Raw genomic sequence first — 19,667 nt, forward strand, 5'->3', positions numbered from 1 at the left:
ACCACATCATGAGCACGACTCCCACCGCCGCCCTCTCGGAGGCCGGCGTCAGCATCTGGCTCGACGACCTGTCGCGCGAGCGCATCGCCTCCGGAGGCCTCGAGCGCCTCATGGCGGAGCGGAACGTCGTCGGCGTGACGACCAACCCGACCATCTTCGCCGGAGCGCTCGCCAACGGCGATGCGTACCGCGAGCAGGTCGCGACGCTCGCGGCCGACGGCGCCGACGTCGACCGCGCCGTCTTCGAGATCACCACGGACGACGTGCGCGCCGCCGCCGACCACTTCCTTCCCGTCTACGACCGCACCGACGGCGTCGACGGGCGCGTCTCCATCGAGGTCGCGCCCGGGCTCGCCCGCGAGACCGACGCGACGATCGCGGAGGCCCACCGCCTGTGGGAGAAGGTCGATCGGCCGAACGTCATGATCAAGATCCCGGCGACCCGCGAGGGCCTGCCCGCGATCACCTCGGCGATCTCGGCGGGCATCAGCGTGAACGTGACGCTGATCTTCAGCCTGGACCGCTACCGCGAGGTCATCGACGCGTACCTCACGGGCCTCGAGCAGGCGAAGGACGCCGGCCGCGACCTGTCGACGATCCACTCGGTCGCCTCGTTCTTCGTCTCGCGCGTGGACACCGAGGTCGACAAGCGCCTGGAGGCCATCGGCTCCCCCGAGGCGCTCGCCCTGAAGGGACGAGCCGGCGTCGCGAACGCGCGCCTCGCCTACGAGCTGTACCAGCAGGAGTTCGGCGGACCGCGCGCGACCGCCCTCGTGGAGGCGGGCGCGAACCACCAGCGACCGCTCTGGGCCTCGACGGGCGTGAAGGACCCCTCGCTCCCCGACACGCTCTACGTGACGGAGCTCGTCGCACCGGGCGTGGTGAACACCATGCCCGAGAAGACGCTCGAGGCGACCTTCGACCACGGCGTGGTCGAGGGCGACACGATCACGGGCGCATTCGCCGAGGCCGGCCGGGTGCTCGACGCGCTCACGTCCGTCGGCGTCGACTACGACGACGTCACCGACCTGCTCGAGCGGGAGGGCGTCGACAAGTTCGTCGTCTCCTGGAACGAGCTCCTCGACACCGTGCGCGCCGCACTGGAGTCGGCTCGGTGAATGTCCGCATCTCCGTGAGCGGCCCGGCGGCCGACGCGGTGCGCCGCGTCGTCCCCTCGCTCGCGGCGGAGCGGCTCGCGACGGGCATCACCGGACTCGACGCGAGCCTGTGGGGCGCGGCGGCCGAGGCGGAGGCGGCCCGGCGACTCGGGTGGACCGAGGCCGTCGCGGTCTCGCGCCCGCTCGTCGCCGAGATCGCCACGCTCCGCGACGAGCTGCGGGCACGCGGCGTCGACCACGTCGTGCTCGCGGGCATGGGCGGGTCCTCGCTCGCCCCGGAGGTGATCGCCCGAACGGCACGCGCCGACCTGACGGTCCTCGACTCCACCGAGCCCGGCCAGGTGCGCGCGGCCCTCGGCGACCGGCTGGCGCGCACCGCGCTGGTGGTCTCCTCGAAGTCGGGGGCGACCGTCGAGACGGATTCGCAGCGCCGCGTCTACGAGCAGGCCTTCCGCGAGGCGGGGATCGACCCGGTCACGCGGATCGTCGTCGTCACCGACCCCGGCTCGCCGCTCGAGGCGGCGGCGCGGGAGGCAGGCTACCGGGTGTTCACCGCGGACCCCGACGTCGGCGGGCGCTATTCGGCGCTGACCGCGTTCGGATTGGTGCCCTCGGGGCTCGCGGGCGTCGACCTCGACGAACTGCTCGACGAGGCGGAGGCCATCGAGCTCGAGCTCGCACTCGACGCCGACGACAACCCCGGTCTCGTGCTGGGCGCGGCGATCGCCGCGACCGACCCGCGACGCGACAAGCTCGCGATCGTCACCGACGGGACGCACCTGGTCGGCTTCCCCGACTGGGCCGAGCAGCTCATCGCCGAGTCCACCGGGAAGGACGGCACCGGGATCCTCCCGGTGGTGCTCGGCACGGGCGCGCCCGAGCTCGCGCGACGACCCGCCGACCTGCAGGTGCTCCGCCTCGTGGACGACGCCGGGACCGACCGGCATCGTCACGGCGACGACGGCGAGATCCACGTGTCGGGCACCCTCGGGGCGCAGTTCCTCGTCTGGGAGTACGCGACCGCCGTCGCCGGCCGGCTCCTCGGCATCAACCCCTTCGACCAGCCCGACGTCGAGTCGGCGAAGGCCGCCGCCCGCGGCCTGCTGCAGGCCCGACCCGAGCCGTCGCCGGCCGCGTTCGTCGCCGGCGGGATCGAGGTGCGCGGGACACCGGACGTGATCGGCGCCGCCAGCGACCTCGGCTCGGCCCTCGAGGTGCTCCTCGAGGAGATCCCCGCCGACGGCTACCTCGCCGTGCACGCCTACGTCGATCGCGTCTCGCACCCGCGCTTCGCGGAGCTGCGCGACCTGCTGGCGGCCCGGACCGGCAGGCCGGTCACCTTCGGCTGGGGGCCGAGGTTCCTCCACTCGACCGGGCAGTACCACAAGGGCGGCCCCGCCAACGGCGTGTTCCTGCAGCTCGTGCAGCGGCCCGCCGAGGACCTCGCCGTCCCCGGACGCGACTTCACCCTCGGCGATCTCATCGCCGCGCAGGCGTCCGGCGACGCGACCGTGCTCGCCGAGCACGGGCGGCCGGTGCTCACGTTGACCCTCTCCGATCCCGCGCGCGACCTCGCGTCACTCCGCGGCGCGATCGACTGACCTGGAGGACCCATGGATCCGGTCGAGATCACGGCGAGCAGCAACCCGCTGCGGTCGCCGAAGGACTACCGCCTGAACCGCATCGCCGGCCCGTCGAGCCTGATCATCTTCGGCGTGACGGGCGACCTGTCGCGCAAGAAGCTGATGCCCGCGGTGTACGACCTCGCGAACCGCGGTCTCCTGCCGCCCGGGTTCGCCCTCGTGGGCTTCGCCCGCCGCGACTGGGAGGACGAGGACTTCGCCGAGGTCGTGCACGACTCGGTCAAGCAGTACGCGCGCACCGAGTTCCGCGAGGACGTCTGGCAGCAGCTCTCGCAGGGCATCCGCTTCGTGCAGGGCACGTTCGACGACGACGAGGCGTTCGCGCGCCTGCGCCGAACGGTCGACGCGCTCGACCGCGAGCGCGGCACGATGGGCAACCACGCGTTCTACCTCTCGATCCCGCCGAAGTCCTTCCCGCTGGTGACCGAGCAGCTGAAGCGCTCCGGGCTGACCGAGCAGAGGGACGGCCAGTGGCGTCGCGTCGTCATCGAGAAGCCCTTCGGTTCCGACCTGAAGACGGCGATCGAGCTGAACGACGTGGTCGCATCGGTCTTCCCGCCCGACGCGGTGTTCCGCATCGACCACTACCTCGGCAAGGAGACGGTCCAGAACATCCTGGCGCTGCGCTTCGCCAACCAGCTCTACGAACCCATCTGGAACGCCAACCACGTCGACCACGTGCAGATCACGATGGCCGAGGACATCGGCGTCGGCGGCCGGGCCGGCTACTACGACGGCATCGGCGCGGCCCGCGACGTGATCCAGAACCACCTCCTCCAGCTGCTCGCGCTGACCGCGATGGAGGAGCCGATCTCGTTCGACGCCGCCGACCTGCGCGCCGAGAAGGAGAAGATCCTGCGCGCGGTGCGCCTGCCCGCCGACCTCGCGGCGGCGACCGCACGCGGCCAGTACACCGGCGGATGGCAGGGAGGCGAGAAGGTCGTCGGGTTCCTCGAGGAGGACGGGATGAACCCGGATTCCACGACCGAGACCTACGCCGCCATGAAGCTCCTCATCGGCACGCGACGGTGGGCCGGCGTGCCCTTCTACCTCCGGGCGGGCAAGCGGCTCGGCCGACGCGTCACCGAGATCGCGGTGGTCTTCAAGCGTGCACCGCAGCAGCTCTTCGCCGACAGCCAGACCTCGCAGCTCGGCCAGAACGCGCTCGTGATCCGCGTCCAGCCCGACGAGGGGGTCACCATCCGGTTCGGCTCGAAGGTGCCGGGTGCGGGAATGCAGGTGCGCGACGTCACCATGGACTTCGGCTACGGCCACGCGTTCACCGAAGCGAGCCCCGAGGCCTACGAACGACTCATCCTGGACGTGCTGCTCGGCGACCCGCCGCTCTTCCCTCGCCAGGAGGAGGTCGAGCTGTCGTGGAAGATCCTCGATCCGATCGAACGCTTCTGGGCCGAGGGCGGGCGCCCCGAGCAGTACACGCCAGGATCGTGGGGACCGCCGTCGGCCGACGAGCTCCTCGCCCGTGACGGACGCACCTGGAGGCGGCCATGATCGTCGAACTGCCCGACACCACGACCAGCCAGATCTCGAAGGTCCTCGTCAAGATCCGGGAGGAGGGCGGCGCCGTCGCCCTCGGTCGGGTGCTGACCCTCCTCATCGCGGCGGAGCGCGGCCGCGAGGAGGAGGCCATCGAGGCCGCGAACGACGCCTCGCGCGAGCACCCGATGCGGGTCATCGTGATCTCGACCGACGGCGACGCGCCCTCGGACGAACGCGTGAGCCGGCTCGACGCGGAGATCCGCGTGGGCGGCGACGCCGGCGCGAGCGAGGTCATCATCCTGCGCGCCCGAGGCGACGCGGCGGCCGACGAGCAGAGCCTCGCCATGGGCCTGCTGCTGCCCGACGCCCCGGTCGTGACCTGGTGGCCCGGTGCCTCCCCCGAGATCCCCGGCGACTCGCCCCTCGGGCGGATCGCGCAGCGGCGCATCACCGACGCGTCCACGCAGCCCGATCCCCAGCAGGCCCTCGAGCACCTCGCCCGAAGCTACCGTCCGGGGGACGCCGACTTCGCCTGGACGCGCCTGACGCTCTGGCGCGCGCAGCTCGCCGCCGTGCTCGACCAGCCCCCCTACGAGCCGGTCACCAACGTCCGCGTGACCGGGTCGATCGACTCCCCGTCGACGACCCTCCTCGCCGCCTGGCTGTCCATGCAGCTCGGGGCCTCGACGGACTGCACGCTCACCGGACTCGAGCACGGCTCGCACGGGATCCGCGGGGTCTACCTCGGCCGGGAGACCGGGACCATCGAACTGGTCCGCGACGTCCCGGGCGTCGCCACGCTGCGCCAGCCCGGGCAGCCAGTCCACGACGTGGCCCTCCCCCGGCGCAGCCTGCGCGACTGTCTGGCGGACGAGCTGCGCCGCCTGGACCCCGACGAACTGTACGGTGAGGTGATCACCAGGGGCCTCGGTCTGCTCCCCGAACGGCGGACCGTCGACGACGAAGGAGTCACTGCATGACGAACGAGCGGCGCGTGCTCGTCCACCCCGACAAGTCCGCCCTCGCCGGGTCGGTCGCGGCCCGATTCATCACGAAGGTGCTCGACCTCCTCGACGTGCAGGAGACCGTCCACGTGGTGCTGACCGGCGGGACGATGGGCGCGTCGGTCCTGGAGGCGGTCCGGCACTCTCCGGCGCACACGTCGATCGACTGGTCCCGCGTGCACTTCTGGTGGGGCGACGAACGCTGGGTCCCCGACGGGGACGCCGACCGGAACGACCGGCAGTCCCGCGACGCGCTGCTCGACGACCTCGACCTCCCCGTCGGCAATGTGCATCCCTTCCCGGCCTCGGACGCGGGCCTGACGCTCGACGAGGCGGCCGACGCCTACGCCGCCGAGCTGGCGCGGTTCGGCATGGAGGGTCGCTCGCATCCGGTGTTCGACATCGTCTTCCTCGGCGTCGGCCCGGACGGTCACATCGCCTCGCTGTTCCCCCACCGCTCCGGTATCCAGGTCGTCGACCGCACGGTCATCCCGGTCCGGAACTCGCCGAAGCCGCCGCCCGAACGGCTCAGCCTCACGCGCCCGGTGATCAACGCGTCGCAGCGGATCTGGTTCGTCCTGGCCGGCTCCGACAAGGCCTCCGCGCTCGGACTCGCGCTCGCCGGCGCGAGCCGCGACGAGGTGCCCGTCGCCGGCATCAAGGGCCGTCGTCGCACGGTGTTCTTCGTGGACCGACAGGCATCCGCCGAGGTGCCGGAGGCGCTCATCGCCCGCGACTACTGAGACGCTCGCACCTCACCCGTACGACGAAGGGCCGCCCCGATGGGGCGGCCCTTCGTCGTACGTCGGTGCGGCGTCAGTCGTCGTCGGACGACGCGGTGCCGCGACGTGCGCGGAGCTGCTGCAGCGCCTCCTCGAGCAGGGCTGCCGCCTCCTCCTCGGTGCGGCGCTCCTTCACGTAGGCGAGGTGCGTCTTGTACGGCTCGGTCTTCGCCACCGCGGGCGGGTTGTCCTTGTCGCGCCCGGCCGGCAGGCCCGTGGACGGGCTGTCGATGACGTCGGGGATCTCCTCCTCCGGGAGGTTGGCCGCGAAGTGCCGAACGGTCTCGTTGCCTTGGGCGTCCCAGTAGCTCACCGCCACGCGGTCGGCGTGGAAGCCGCGGTCCTGTTCGCCCATCGGACCTGAACCGACCCGCGAGCCGCGGATCGCACTGTTTCCGGAAACCACCTTGCGTTCGCCTCCGTCAGATTCCCGCGTCGAACTTCGTGATGAGTCCGAGGATCACGATGCAGGTGACCCAGACGAGTCCGAGGATGATCGTGATGCGGTTGAGGTTGCGCTCCGCGACCCCCGACGCGCCGAGGCTGGACGTCATGCCGCCGCCGAACATGTCGGAGAGACCGCCGCCGCGGCCCTTGTGCAGCAGGATCAGGAGCGTGAGCAGGATGCTCGTGAGGCCGAGCAGGACCTGCAGGACGACCTGGAGAATCTCCACGGTGAAACCTTTCCGGGCATGAGGGGGTAGTCGATGCCGCTGAACGAGTATAGCCGCCGCCCCGTCCACCCCGCGTTCGGGCGGGCCGGACGGCGCGGCGGCCGCGGTGGATGCCCGGTGGTCAGGCCCCCACGTGCTTCTTGAAGCGCACGATGCTCGAGAACTCGTCGAGGTCGAGGCTCGCCCCGCCGACCAGCGCGCCGTCGACGTCGGGCTCGCGCATGAATGCGGCGATGTTCGCCGCCTTCACCGACCCGCCGTAGAGGATGCGGGTCGAGGCGGCCAGTTCATCACCGGCGACCTCGGCGAGCACCGCGCGGAGGGCGGCGGCCACCTGCTGCGCCTGGTCCGGCGTCGCGGCCTGGCCCGAGCCGATCGCCCAGACCGGCTCGTACGCGACGACGAGGCCCTCGGCGACGTCGACGCCCTCGAGCGCCGCGCGGAGCTGCGCGACGGGCACGGCGCTCGCGCCGTGCTGCTCCAGGTCTTCCGCCGTCTCGCCGACGCAGAGCACCGGGACGAGGCCGTGGCGGTGGGCCGCGACGACCTTCGCGTTGACGACCTCGTCGGTCTCCGCGTGCATCGTGCGACGCTCCGAGTGGCCGATGATCACGTACGCGCAGTCGAGCTTGGCCAGGAACGCGCCCGACACCTCACCGGTGTAGGCGCCGGAGTCCTTCGCCGAGACGTCCTGTGCGCCGTACTTGACGGGCAGGTCGTCGGCCGAGACCAGCGTCTGGACCGACCGCAGGTCGGTGAAGGGCGGGAACACCGCCACTTCGGCGTCGGCCGGATCGTGCTTGGCGTCCGAGAGGTTCCATGCGAGCTTCTGCACGAACGCGATCGCCTGGAGGTGGTCCAGGTTCATCTTCCAGTTGCCCGCGATGAACGGGGTGCGGGTCACTGCCATCCGAGGACCTCCAGTCCGGGGAGTTTCTTGCCTTCGAGGAATTCCAGGCTCGCGCCGCCGCCCGTCGAGATGTGGCCGAACGCGGCCTCGTCGAACCCGAGCTGCCGCACGGCCGCCGCGGAGTCGCCACCGCCGACGACGCTGAGGCCGTCGAGCTCGGTGAGCGCGGATGCCACGGCGCGCGTGCCGTCGGCGAAGGGGGCGAGCTCGAACACGCCCATCGGGCCGTTCCAGAACACCGTCTTCGCACCGCGCACGCGCTCGGCGAACGCGGCGGCCGTGTCGGGGCCGATGTCGAGGCCGAGGCCCGAAGCGCCGAACGGCGTCTCCTGGATCGCATCGGCCGCGGCGACCACGTGGTCGGCCTCGGCGGAGAACGACGCGGCGACCACGACATCCGTCGGCAGCACGATGTCGACGCCGCGCTCCGCGGCGTCGGCGAGGTAGCCCTTCACCGTGTCGATCTGGTCGGCCTCGAGGAGGCTCGAGCCCACCTCGTGACCCTGTGCGGCGAGGAACGTGAACAGCATGCCGCCGCCGATGAGGAGCGCGTCCACGCGCGGCAGCAGGTGCTCGATGACGCCGAGCTTGTCGGAGACCTTCGAGCCGCCGAGCACGACGACGTAGGGGCGCTGCGGGTTCTCGGTCAGCCGGTCGAGCACCTCGAGCTCGTCGGCGATGAGGAGGCCCGCCGCGCTCGGCCGGAGCTGCTCGAGCTCGTAGACGCTCGCCTGCTTGCGGTGCACGACGCCGAAGCCGTCGGAGACGACGGCGTCGGCGAACTCGGCGAGCCGGCCCGCGAACGCGGTGCGCTCCGCCTCGTTCTTGCTGGTCTCGCCGGGGTTGAAGCGGAGGTTCTCGAGCACGAGCACCTCGCCGTCGCCGAGCGCGGCGACCTTGGCCGCGGCGTCATCGCCGACCGTGTCGGCGGCGAACCCCACCGGCGCGTCGAGGAGCTCGCCGAGCCGAGCCGCGACTGGCGCGAGGCTGTACTTCGGGTCCGGCGCGCCGTCGGGGCGGCCGAGGTGGGAGATCACGATCACCTTGGCGCCTTGGTCGACCAGGCGCGTGAGCGTGGGGACCGACGCGCGCACGCGGCCGTCGTCCGTGATGACCCCGTCCTTGAGCGGGACGTTGAGGTCGCAGCGGACGACGACGCGCGTGCCGGCGAGCGGACCCAGGGAATCGATGGTTCGGAGGGTCACGTCGTCTCGATTCAGAGGCGCTCGGCCACGAACTCGGTGAGGTCGACCAGGCGGTTCGAGTAGCCCCACTCGTTGTCGTACCACGACGAGAGCTTGACCTGGTCGCCGATCACGCGCGTCAGGCCCGCGTCGAAGATCGACGAGTGCGGGTCGGTGACGATGTCGCTGGAGACGATCGGGTCCTCCGTGTACTTGAGGATGCCCTTCATCGGACCCTCGGCGGCCTTCTTGTAGGCGGCCTTGACCTCGTCGACCGTGACGGGCCGCGAGGAGGTGACGGTCAGGTCCGTGATCGAACCGGTCGGGACCGGCACGCGCAGCGCGAAGCCGTCGAGCTTGCCGACGAGCTCAGGGAGCACCAGGCCGATCGCCTTCGCCGCGCCGGTCGAGGTCGGGACGATGTTGATGGCGGCGGCGCGTGCGCGGCGGAGGTCCTTGTGCGGGCCGTCCTGGAGGTTCTGGTCGGCCGTGTACGCGTGGACGGTCGTCATGAGGCCGCGCTCGATGCCGAACTCGTCGTTGAACACCTTCGCCAGGGGCGCGAGGCAGTTCGTCGTGCACGACGCGTTCGAGATGATGTGGTGCGCGTCCGGATCGTACGAGTCCTCGTTCACGCCCATGACGAAGGTCGCGTCCTCGTCGGTCGCGGGCGCCGAGATGAGCACCTTCTTCGCGCCGGCGTCGAGGTGCTTGCGCGCATCGGCGGCCTTGGTGAAGAAGCCGGTCGACTCGATCACGATGTCGACGCCGAGGTCGCCCCAGGGCAGGTTCGCGGGGTCGCGCTCGGCGAACGCCTTGATGGCCTTGCCGTCGACGATCAGGTTCTCGTCGTCGTACTCGACCGAGGCGTCGAGGCGCCCGGTGATGGAGTCGTACTTGAGCAGGTGCGCGAGCGTCTTGTTGTCGGTGAGGTCGTTCACGGCGACGATCTCGAGGTCTGCGCCCTGCGCGAGCGCGGCGCGGAAGTAGTTCCGGCCGATACGGCCGAAGCCGTTGATGCCGATCTTTACTGACACAGGAATCTCCCCTGTAGGTACGGGCGCGAACGCGCCTATCGAGATGGATCCGATCGGACGGCGGTGTCCCCGGACGGCGCCCGGGGACACCATCCGCTATGACAGTAGCAGCAGGCCCGAAGTCCGCTCGGTCGCGGCCTGGAAGCGCTGCTGGACGTTCGCCCAGTCGACGATGTTCCAGAACGCCTTCACGTAGTCGGCGCGCACGTTCCGGTAGTCGAGGTAGTACGCGTGCTCCCAGACGTCGAGCATCAGGAGCGGCACGACACCCGCCGGGAGGTTCGCCTGCTGGTCGAAGAACTGCAGCACGACCAGGCGCTGGCCGATCGAGTCCCAGGCGAGCACCGCCCAGCCCGAGCCCTGGACGCCGAGTGCGGTGGCGGTGAAGTGCGCCTGGAACTTCTCGAACGACCCGAAGTGGTCGTCGATGGCCGACGCGATCTCGCCGGTCGGCTCGTCGCCGCCGTCGGGCGACATGTTGGTCCAGAAGATCGAGTGGTTGACGTGGCCGCCGAGGTTGAACGCGAGGTCCTTCTCGAGCTTGTTCACGTTCGCGAGGTTGCCGGAGTCGCGCGCCTCGGCGAGCTGCGCGAGCGCCGTGTTCGCACCGGTCACGTAGGCCTGGTGGTGCTTCGAGTGGTGCAACTCCATGATCGTGCCGCTGATCGACGGCTCGAGCGCCGAGTAGTCGTACGGGAGGTCAGGGAGGGTGTAGTCAGCCATTGCTTCTCCTTGTCAGCGGCCGGGTCGTACCGGACGTCTGCCCGGCGTACCGCGGCCTCCTCGATCCTATGCCCGCGCCGCGAGCCGATGACGAGGGTTGACGACCTTCACGGTCGTCGTTCCCCTGCCGTTCAGACGTCGTCGAGGTCGGCGGGCAGGCTCGCCTCCGTGCCCGGCACGCCGAGTTCCGCGGCGCGCTTGTCGGCCATCGCGAGGAGGCGGCGGATCCGCCCGGCGACGGCATCCTTCGTCAGCGGCGGATCGGCGTGGTGGCCCAGCTCGTCGAGGCTGGCATCGCGGTGCGCGAGGCGCAGCTCGCCGGCGTAGCGGAGGTGCTCGGGCACCCCGTCGCCCAGGAGCTCCATCGCGCGCTCGACCCGGGCGCACGCCGCCACCGCCGCCTGCGCCGACCGCCGCAGGTTCGCGTCGTCGAAGTTCACCAGGCGGTTCGCCGTGGCGCGGACCTCGCGACGCTGCCGCAGCTCCTCCCAGTTGCGGACCGTCTCGGTCGCGCCCATGAGGCCGAGCATGGCGCTGATCGCCTCGCCGTCGCGGATCACCACCCGGTGCACGCCGCGCACCTCGCGCGCTTTCGCCGGCACGCCGAGTCGCCCGGCGGCTCCCACGAGCGCCATGGCCGTCTCGCTTCCCGGGCACGTCACCTCGAGCGCCGCCGATCGGCCGGGGTCGGTGAGGCTTCCGCGGGCCAGGAACGCGCCGCGCCACACGGCCGCGACCTCCTCGCGGGACCCGGTCGTGAGCTTGTTCGGCAGTCCGCGGACAGGTCGGCGGCGAGCGTCGAGCAGCCCGGTCTGGCGGGCCAGGGTCTCGCCGCCGTCGAGCACCCGGACGAGGTACTGGTTGGTCCGGCGCAGGCCCGAGGCCGAGATGACGGACACGTCGGGGCGCACGCCGTAGAGCTCCCCGAGGTCGCGCGTCACGCGCCGCGCGAGGCCGGGTGCGTCGAGCTCCGCCTCGATGGCGATCCGCCCCGAGATGATGTGGAGTCCCCCGGCGAACCGGAGCACGGATGCGAGCTCCGCGGCCCGCACCGAGGTCCGCGCGACCTCGACCTTCGCCAGCTCCTCTTTCACCTCAGCCGTCAGGGCCACGTGGTCGTCCTCTCTGTCGTGCGATGGCGCTCGTGGCGCCGGTTCATTCCCGTCCGAGGTCGCGATGCTTCACGCTGACCGCGAGTCCCGGGATCGATGCGAGCCTCGCCGCGAGTTCGCGTGCGAGCGCCACCGAGCGATGCTTGCCGCCGGTGCAGCCGATCGCGATCATCGCGTGCCGCTTGTTCTCCCGTTGGTAGCCGTCGAGCACGGGTCGCAGCGCTGCGACGTACGCGTCGAGGAACTCACGCGCTCCGACCTGCCCGAGGACGTAGTCGCTGACGTCGTCGTCCTGGCCGGAGAGCGACCGCAGCTCGGGCTCCCAGAAGGGGTTCGGGAGGAACCGCGCGTCCGCGACCAGGTCGGCGTCGGGCGGCAGGCCGTACTTGAAGCCGAAGCTCTGCACCGCCACGCGCAGTCCCGCACGATCCTCCTCGGCGAAGGTCTCGGTGACGAGGGTCGCGAGCTGGTGGATGTTCAGGTCGGAGGTGTCGACGATGATGTCGCTCGACTCGCGAACGGCGGCGAGCCGGGCGCGTTCGGCGCCGATGCCGTCGAGCAGCGTGCCGTCGCCCTGCAGCGGATGCGGACGGCGGACGGACTCGAAGCGACGCACGAGCACCGCGTCGTTCGCGTCGAGGAACACCACGCGCACGTCGACGCGGTCGCGCAGCGACTCGACCATCTCCTGGAGTTCGGAGAAGAACTCACCGCCGCGGATGTCGACCACGGCCGCGATCCGCGGGAGCGAGGCGCCGGCGCGCTGCGCGAGCTCGACCAGCGGGCGGAGCATCTGCGGCGGCAGGTTGTCGACGACGTACCAGCCGAGGTCCTCGAGCGCGTCCGCGACGGTGGAACGCCCGGCCCCGGACATCCCGGTGACGATGAGCATCTCCTGGCGATCGCCGTCGGTCATGCGTTCGGCGCTCCCTTCCTGCATCCCCCGAGGGTCCAGCCTAGTCGGCGCTGGAACGCGCGGTCGCCAGCAGGTGGCCGCGGATCGCGGTGGCGAGGTTCGGTCCGATGCCGGGGACGTCGGCGATGGCCGACTCGTCGGCCTCGCGGAGCCGCGCCACCGAGCCGAAGTGCTTCAGCAGCGCCTTCACGCGGGCCGGGCCGAGCCCGGGCACCTCGCTCAGCACGGTCGCGATGTCGCGCTTGCGGCGCTGCCGCTGGTGCGTGATCGCGAACCGGTGCGCTTCGTCGCGGATGCGCTGGAAGAGGAAGAGGGCGTCGCTGTTGCGCGGCAGGATCACCGGGAAGTCGGACTCCGGCGTCCAGATCTCCTCGAGTCGCTTGGCGATCCCGCACAGGTAGATCCCTTCCACCCCGGACTCGCGGAGGGCACGCTCGGCCGCCGCCACCTGCGGCTGCCCGCCGTCGACGACGAGGAGGTTCGGCCGGTAGGCGAACTTCGCTCGCCGGGTCGAGGTGACGACCTCGCCGTCGGCGACCGCGTCGGCCCCGGCGGCGGCAGCGACGTCGGGCAGCGTCGTACCGTCGTCCCCCGGATCCGCGAGGTAGGCCAGGCGCCGGGTCAGGACCTGGTGGATGGAGTCGGTGTCGTCGGTCGAGCTCGGGATCGTGAACCGCCGGTACTCGTCCTTGCGCGGAAGGCCGTCCTCGAAGACCACCATTGAAGCGACGATGTTCGTCCCGCTCAGGTGGGAGACGTCGAAGCACTCGATGCGCAGCGGCGCGTCAGCCATCCCCAGCGCCTCCTGGATGTCCTCCAGCGCGCGTGAGCGCGCCGTGAAGTCGGCGCTGCGCCGAGTCTTGTACAGCATCAGGGTCTGCTTGGCGTTCTGCTTGGCGGTCTCGAGCAGCGCGGCCTTGTCGCCCCGCTTCGCCGCGCGGAGCCGGACCTTCCGACCGCCGATCGCCCCGAGCCATCCCTCGAGCGCCTCGGCGTCGTCGGGGAGGGCCGGCACGACCACCTCGGCGGGCGGACGGATGTCGTCGCCGTAGGCGTGCTGCACGACGGAATCGACGAGATCGCCGAGCGGCATGTCGAGCTCGGTGTCCACGGTCCAGGAGCGCACGCCGCGGATGCGTCCGCCGCGGACCATGAAGAGGTGGACGGCCGCGGCGAGCTCGTCGTGGTCGATCCCGAACACGTCGACGTCGACGTGCTCGCGGAGGACCACGGCGCTCTTCTCGAAGAACGACTCGGCGGCCTGCAGCTCGTCGCGCCGTCGCGCGGCGGTCTCGTAGTCCTGCACGGCTGCGGCGGCCCGCATCTGCTGGGTGAGGTCGGTGACGATGCGCCGGTCCTGGTTCTGCATGAACGCGACGAACCGTTCGACGTTCGCGCGGTGCTCCGCGACCGTGACCCTGCCGGAGCACGGGCCGAAGCACCGCCCGATCTGCCCGGCGAAGCAGGGCTTCCCGGTCTGGATCGCGCGCTTGTAGTCGGAGTCCTTGCACGTGCGGATCGGGAAGAGCTTGAGGAGCAGGTCGAGGGTCTCGTTGACCGCCCAGACCTTGGGGTACGGGCCGAAGTACTTCGCCCCCGGAATGCCGCGTCGACGCGTCACGATGGCCCGGGGGGCCTCGTCGGCGAGGGTGACCGCGAGGTAGGGGTAGGACTTGTCGTCGCGGTACTTGACGTTGAACGGCGGCGCGAACTCCTTGATCCAGGTGTACTCGAGCTGCAGCGCCTCGATGTCGTTGCCGACCACCGTCCACTCGACCGACGACGCGGTGGTCACCATGCGCCGCGTCCGCTCGTGCAGGGTGTGCAGCGGCGCGAAGTAGTTCGACAGCCGGGCGCGCAGGTTCTTCGCCTTGCCGACGTAGAGCACGCGGCGCTCCGCGTCGCGGAACCGGTAGACACCCGGGTCGGTCGGGATCTCGCCCGGCCTCGGACGATAGGGGACGGTGGTCGCCATGCTCAGCTGGCGGCCTCCGCCGGGCCCGCGGCCGCGTCGAAGATCTCGCGGAGGAAGTACCCCGTGTGGCTCTCGTGGACCTGCGCGACCTGCTCCGGGGTGCCCGTCGCGACGACCTGCCCGCCGCCGGACCCGCCCTCGGGGCCGAGGTCGACGATCCAGTCGGCCGACTTGATGACGTCGAGGCTGTGCTCGATCACGATGACCGTGTTGCCCTTGTCGACGAGCTTGCCGAGCACCTTGAGCAGCTTCCGGACGTCCTCGAAGTGCAGTCCGGTGGTCGGTTCGTCGAGTACGTAGACGCTGCGCCCGTTCGACCGCCGCTGCAGTTCCGTGGCGAGCTTTACACGCTGCGCCTCGCCCCCGGAGAGCGTCGTGGCGCTCTGCCCGAGCTGCACGTACCCGAGCCCGACGTCGACGAGGGTCTTCAGGTACCGGTGGATCGCCGAGATCGGCTCGAAGAACTCGGCCGCCTCGCTGATCGGCATCTCGAGCACCTCTGAGATGTTCTTGCCCTTGTAGTGCACCTGCAGCGTCTCGCGGTTGTACCGCTTGCCGCCGCACACCTCGCACGCGACGTACACGTCGGGGAGGAAGTTCATCTCGATCTTGATCGTGCCATCGCCCTGGCAGTTGTCGCAGCGACCGCCCTTGACGTTGAAGCTGAACCGGCCCGGCAGGTAGCCGCGCGCCTTCGCCTCCGCGGTCTCGGAGAACAGCGTTCGGATGCGGTCGAAGACCCCCGTGTAGGTCGCGGGGTTCGAGCGCGGCGTGCGACCGATCGGTGCCTGGTCGACGTGCACGACCTTGTCGAGGTGCTCGAGGCCCGTGACCCGACGGTGCTTGCCGGGCACCTTGCGGGCGCCGTTGAGCCGGTTGGCGAGCACCCGGTAGAGGATGTCGTTCACGAGGGAGGATTTGCCCGACCCGCTGACGCCCGTGACGGCGGTGAACGTGCCGAGCGGGAAGTCGACGTCGACGTTGCGGAGGTTGTTCGCCTGGGCCCCCTGGACGTGGATCATCCGCTCCGGGTCGATCGGACGCCGCGAAGCGGGGATCGGGATCTCCTTGCGCCCGGCGAGGTAATCGCCGGTGAGGGAGTCGGTGTTCTTCATCAGGTCGGCGTAGCTGCCGCTGTGCACGACCGTGCCGCCGTGCACGCCCGCGCCCGGCCCGATGTCGACGATCCAGTCGGCCGTCCGGATGGTGTCCTCGTCGTGCTCGACGACGATCAGGGTGTTGCCGAGGTCGCGCAGGGCGACGAGCGTGTCGATGAGCCGGCGGTTGTCGCGCTGGTGCAGGCCGATGCTCGGCTCGTCGAGCACGTACAGCACGCCCGTGAGGCCGGATCCGATCTGCGTCGCGAGGCGGATGCGCTGCGCCTCCCCGCCCGAGAGGGTTCCGGCGGCCCGGGCGAGGTCGAGGTAGCTGAGCCCGACCCGGATCAGGAAGTCGAGGCGGAGCTTGATCTCCCGGAGCACCTGGGCCGCGATCGTCTGCTCGCGGTCGGTGAGCTCGAGGCGATCCATGAACGCGCGGGCGTCGTGCAGGCTGAGACGGCACACGTCGGCGATCGAGGCGTCGTGGATGAGCACCGACAGCACCTCGGGCTTCAGGCGGTCGCCGTGGCAGACCGGGCACGGCACCTCTCGCAGGTACTCGGCCCAGCGGGCGCGCTGCACGTCGGTCTCGGCCTGCAGGTACTGCCGCTCGATGTAGGGGACGACCCCCTCGAAGCCGGAGGTGTAGCTCATCTCGCGGCCGTATCGGTTGCGCCAGCGCACGCGGACCTCGAAGTTGTCGCCTCGGAGCACCGCGGCGCGGGCGGACTCGTCGAGTTCCTCCCACGGGGTGTCGAGCGAGAACCCGAGGTCGCGGGCGAGCCCGTCGAGCAGCTTCTCGTAGTAGTTGTAGAGGCTCTTGCCCTGCGAGGTCCACGGCAGGATGACGCCGTCGGCGATGCTCAGCGACGGGTCGCCGAGCAGCAGGTCCTCGTCGACCGACATCCGCGTGCCGAGGCCGGAGCACTCGGGGCACGCGCCGAACGGGGCGTTGAAGGAGAACGTGCGCGGCTCGATCTCGGTGAGCGCGATCGGATGCTGGTTCGGGCAGCTCAGCTTCTCGGAGAAGGTCTGCCACGCGGCATCCCCCTCGCGGTCGACGTAGTTGACCTGGACGAGTCCGTCGGTCAGTCGCAGCGCGGTCTCGAGCGAGTCGGTCAGGCGGCCGAGGATATCGTCGGAGGCGACCAGCCGGTCGATCACGACCGAGATGTCGTGCTTGACCTGCTTCTTCAGCTTCGGGGCCTCGTCGAGCCGGATGAGCTCGCCGTCGACGACGGCGCGCGAGTAGCCCTGCCCCGAGAGGTCGCGGAACAGGTCGACGAACTCGCCCTTCTTCTGCGACACGACCGGGCTCAGCACCTGGAAGCGGGTGCCGGACTCGAGTTCCATGAGCCGGTCGGCGATCTGCTGGACCGTCTGGCGCTGGATGCGCTCGCCGCAGACCGGGCAGTGCGGGACGCCGATGCGCGCCCACAGCAGGCGCATGTAGTCGTAGATCTCGGTGATCGTGCCCACCGTCGAACGGGGGTTGCGGTTGGTCGACTTCTGGTCGATCGAGACCGCGGGGCTGAGCCCCTCGATGAAGTCGACGTCGGGGCGGTCCACCTGGCCGAGGAACTGCCGCGCGTACGCCGAGAGGGATTCGACGTAGCGTCGCTGGCCCTCGGCGAAGATCGTGTCGAAGGCGAGCGAGGACTTGCCCGATCCGGAGAGCCCGGTGAAGACGACCATGGCGTCGCGGGGGATCTCCACGTCGACGTCGCGCAGGTTGTGGACGCGTGCCCCCCGGACGCTCAGACGCGAATGGGCATCGAGACGTGAAACTGGCACCCTACGAGTTTACGAACGCCCTCCGACATGACCGCCCTGACGGCAGGTGCTCACAGCGAACACGCGTTCGATCCCCGGACGCACGGCAGCGGCCGACGCGATGCGCCGATCAGCCGAGGTGGCCCGCCTTCTCCATCTGGCGCAGTTCGCGCTTGAGTTCGGAGACCTCGTCGCGCAGCCGCGCGGCGAGCTCGAACTTCAGCTCACCCGCCGCCTCGAGCATCTGCTCGTTCAGGTCGCGGATGAGGTCCTCAAGGTCGTTCGCACCGGCGGCGGCGATGCCGTCCCGCTTCGCGGGCGCCGAGCCGCCCTTCCCGTCGCGACCCGCGAGCAGCGCGGCGGTGTCGGCCTCCTCGCGCGCGAGGACCTGGGTGATGTCGGCGATGCGCTTGCGCAACGGAGCCGGGTCGATGCCGTTCGCCCGGTTGTACTCGAGCTGCTTGTCGCGGCGACGGTTCGTCTCCTCCATGGCCAGCTGCATCGACTCCGTCTCGACGTCGGCGTACATGTGCACCTGCCCCGAGACGTTGCGCGCCGCGCGCCCGATGGTCTGGATGAGCGAGGTCGACGAGCGCAGGAAGCCCTCCTTGTCGGCGTCGAGGATCGCCACGAGCGACACCTCCGGGAGGTCGAGCCCCTCACGGAGCAGGTTGATGCCCACGAGCACGTCGTAGACGCCCGCCCGGAGCTCGGTGAGCAGTTCGACGCGGCGGAGCGTGTCGACGTCGGAGTGCAGGTAGCGCACGCGCACCCCGGCCTCGGTGAGGAAGTCGGTGAGCTCCTCCGCCATCCGCTTGGTCAGCGTCGTGACGAGCACGCGCTCATCGCGCTCGGTCCGAAGGCGGATCTCCTCGAGCAGGTCGTCGATCTGGCCCTTGGTCGGCTTCACGACGATCTCGGGGTCGACCAGCCCGGTCGGGCGGATGATCTGCTCCACCACGCCGTCGGCGATCCCCATCTCGTACTTCCCCGGGGTCGCCGAGAGGTAGACGGTCTGGCCGACGCGGTCCTTGAACTCGTCCCACTTGAGCGGCCGGTTGTCGAGTGCGCTCGGGAGCCGGAAGCCGTGCTCGACGAGCGTGCGCTTGCGCGACGCGTCGCCCTCGTACATCGCCCCGATTTGGGGCACGGTCACGTGCGACTCGTCGATCACGACCAGGTAGTCGTCCGGGAAGTAGTCGAGCAGGCAGTGCGGCGCCTCCCCCGCGGCGCGGCCGTCGATGTGGCGCGAGTAGTTCTCGATCCCCGAGCAGAAGCCGATCTGCTCCATCATCTCGAGGTCGAACGTGGTGCGCATGCGCAGCCGCTGGGCCTCGAGCAGCTTCCCCTCGCGCTCGAGCTCCTGCAGGCGTTCGTCGAGCTCGTCGCGGATGGTGCCGATCGCGCGCTGCATGACGTCGACGCTCGCGACGTAGTGCGATGCCGGGAAGACCGGGACCGCGTCGAGCTTCGCGATGACCGAGCCGGTCAGCGGGTGGAGGCTGTGCAGCGCCTCGACCTCGTCACCGAACATCTCGATCCGGATCGCGTGCTCCTCGTAGACCGGGATGATCTCGATCGTGTCGCCGCGCACGCGGAAGGTGCCGCGCGAGAACGCGACGTCGTTGCGCTGGTACTGCATCGAGACGAACTTGCGGATGAGCCAGTCGCGGTCGACGCGCTGGCCGACCTGCAGCGGCATCATGGCGCTGAGGTACTCCTCGGGCGTGCCGAGTCCGTAGATGCACGACACGGTCGAGACGACGACCACGTCGCGCCGGCTCAGCAGCGAGTTCGTGGTGGAGTGGCGCAGCCGCTCCACCTCGGCGTTGATCGAGGAGTCCTTCTCGATGAACGTGTCCGTCTGCGGGACGTACGCCTCGGGCTGGTAGTAGTCGTAGTACGAGACGAAGTACTCGACCGCGTTGTGGGGCATCAGCTCGCGGAACTCGTTCGCGAGCTGGGCGGCGAGGGTCTTGTTGTGCGCCAGCACGAGCGTGGGTCGCTGCACCTGCTCGATGAGCCAGGCGGTGGTCGCGGACTTGCCGGTGCCGGTCGCTCCCAGCAGAACGACGTCGGTCTCGCCGGCGTTGATACGGCCCGCGAGCTCGGCGATCGCCTGCGGCTGGTCACCGCTCGGCGCGTACTCGCTGACGACCTCGAACGGGCGCACGGAACGGGTGGACTGCATGGATTCCAGTCTAGGTTCGGCCGCC

At 70.5% G+C, this 19,667-nt stretch carries 16 protein-coding genes; 5 read left to right on the forward strand and 11 right to left on the reverse strand.

Features of this window, described 5'->3' with window-relative positions; all coding sequences use genetic code 11:
• The first annotated feature begins 8 nt into the window (after positions 1–8).
• Genes tal through pgl form a run of 5 tightly spaced genes read left to right on the forward strand, consistent with a single transcriptional unit; the run spans position 9 to position 6,008 of the window.
• A complete protein-coding gene (gene tal / locus ABME01_RS06815) occupies positions 9–1,118 on the forward strand; it encodes a transaldolase (protein ID WP_353827618.1) in 1,110 nt (369 codons plus the stop codon).
• Positions 1,115–2,719 carry a glucose-6-phosphate isomerase gene (locus ABME01_RS06820; RefSeq protein WP_353827619.1) on the forward strand — a complete coding sequence of 535 codons (1,605 nt, stop codon included), beginning with the start codon at positions 1,115–1,117 and terminating at the stop codon, positions 2,717–2,719. Before tal ends, ABME01_RS06820 begins: the two co-directional genes overlap by 4 nt.
• A 12-nt stretch (positions 2,720–2,731) precedes the next feature.
• Entirely contained in the window at positions 2,732–4,273 is a 1,542-nt protein-coding gene (gene zwf, locus ABME01_RS06825; protein WP_353827620.1) for a glucose-6-phosphate dehydrogenase, read from the forward strand.
• Positions 4,270–5,241, forward strand: a complete 972-nt coding sequence (locus tag ABME01_RS06830; protein ID WP_353827621.1) for a glucose-6-phosphate dehydrogenase assembly protein OpcA — start codon at positions 4,270–4,272, stop codon at positions 5,239–5,241. Before zwf ends, ABME01_RS06830 begins: the two co-directional genes overlap by 4 nt.
• Positions 5,238–6,008, forward strand: coding sequence for a 6-phosphogluconolactonase (pgl, locus tag ABME01_RS06835; protein ID WP_353827622.1), 771 nt, complete (start codon positions 5,238–5,240; stop codon positions 6,006–6,008). Before ABME01_RS06830 ends, pgl begins: the two co-directional genes overlap by 4 nt.
• A 73-nt stretch (positions 6,009–6,081) precedes the next feature.
• Here the strand turns inward: pgl and ABME01_RS06840 are convergent, their stop codons facing one another.
• The 11 genes from ABME01_RS06840 to uvrB form a co-directional block, all read right to left on the reverse strand.
• The gene (locus ABME01_RS06840) at positions 6,082–6,453 is read right to left on the reverse strand and encodes an RNA polymerase-binding protein RbpA (protein ID WP_353827623.1); all 372 of its coding nucleotides are present in this window, start codon (positions 6,451–6,453) and stop codon (positions 6,082–6,084) included.
• 16 nt (positions 6,454–6,469) lie between these two features.
• Positions 6,470–6,721, reverse strand: a complete 252-nt coding sequence (gene secG / locus ABME01_RS06845) for a preprotein translocase subunit SecG (protein WP_353827624.1) — start codon at positions 6,719–6,721, stop codon at positions 6,470–6,472.
• A gap of 121 nt (positions 6,722–6,842) precedes the next feature.
• Positions 6,843–7,631 (reverse strand): triose-phosphate isomerase, encoded by a 789-nt coding sequence (tpiA, locus tag ABME01_RS06850; protein ID WP_353827625.1) that lies wholly within the window; start codon positions 7,629–7,631, stop codon positions 6,843–6,845.
• Positions 7,622–8,836 (reverse strand): phosphoglycerate kinase, encoded by a 1,215-nt coding sequence (locus tag ABME01_RS06855; RefSeq protein ID WP_353827626.1) that lies wholly within the window; start codon positions 8,834–8,836, stop codon positions 7,622–7,624. The genes tpiA and ABME01_RS06855 overlap by 10 nt, the downstream gene beginning before the upstream one ends.
• An 11-nt stretch (positions 8,837–8,847) precedes the next feature.
• Positions 8,848–9,852, reverse strand: a complete 1,005-nt coding sequence (gene gap / locus ABME01_RS06860; protein WP_353827627.1) for a type I glyceraldehyde-3-phosphate dehydrogenase — start codon at positions 9,850–9,852, stop codon at positions 8,848–8,850.
• A gap of 96 nt (positions 9,853–9,948) precedes the next feature.
• A complete protein-coding gene (locus ABME01_RS06865; protein ID WP_353827628.1) occupies positions 9,949–10,575 on the reverse strand; it encodes a superoxide dismutase in 627 nt (208 codons plus the stop codon).
• A 131-nt stretch (positions 10,576–10,706) separates the two neighbouring features.
• Positions 10,707–11,687 carry a DNA-binding protein WhiA gene (gene whiA / locus ABME01_RS06870; RefSeq protein WP_353827629.1) on the reverse strand — a complete coding sequence of 327 codons (981 nt, stop codon included), beginning with the start codon at positions 11,685–11,687 and terminating at the stop codon, positions 10,707–10,709.
• A gap of 43 nt (positions 11,688–11,730) precedes the next feature.
• The gene (gene rapZ / locus ABME01_RS06875) at positions 11,731–12,627 is read right to left on the reverse strand and encodes an RNase adapter RapZ (protein ID WP_353827630.1); all 897 of its coding nucleotides are present in this window, start codon (positions 12,625–12,627) and stop codon (positions 11,731–11,733) included.
• Positions 12,628–12,643: 16 nt separating this feature from the next.
• Positions 12,644–14,578 carry an excinuclease ABC subunit UvrC gene (uvrC, locus tag ABME01_RS06880; RefSeq protein ID WP_353827631.1) on the reverse strand — a complete coding sequence of 645 codons (1,935 nt, stop codon included), beginning with the start codon at positions 14,576–14,578 and terminating at the stop codon, positions 12,644–12,646.
• A 2-nt stretch (positions 14,579–14,580) separates the two neighbouring features.
• On the reverse strand, positions 14,581–17,472 hold the full coding sequence (uvrA, locus tag ABME01_RS06885) for an excinuclease ABC subunit UvrA (protein ID WP_353827632.1): 2,892 nt from the start codon (positions 17,470–17,472) through the stop codon (positions 14,581–14,583).
• Between the two features lie 109 nt (positions 17,473–17,581).
• A complete protein-coding gene (gene uvrB, locus ABME01_RS06890) occupies positions 17,582–19,642 on the reverse strand; it encodes an excinuclease ABC subunit UvrB (RefSeq protein ID WP_353827633.1) in 2,061 nt (686 codons plus the stop codon).
• Positions 19,643–19,667: the final 25 nt, after the last annotated feature.

The organism is Agromyces litoreus (assembly GCF_040496015.1).
Classification (GTDB): Bacteria; Actinomycetota; Actinomycetes; order Actinomycetales; family Microbacteriaceae; genus Agromyces; species Agromyces litoreus.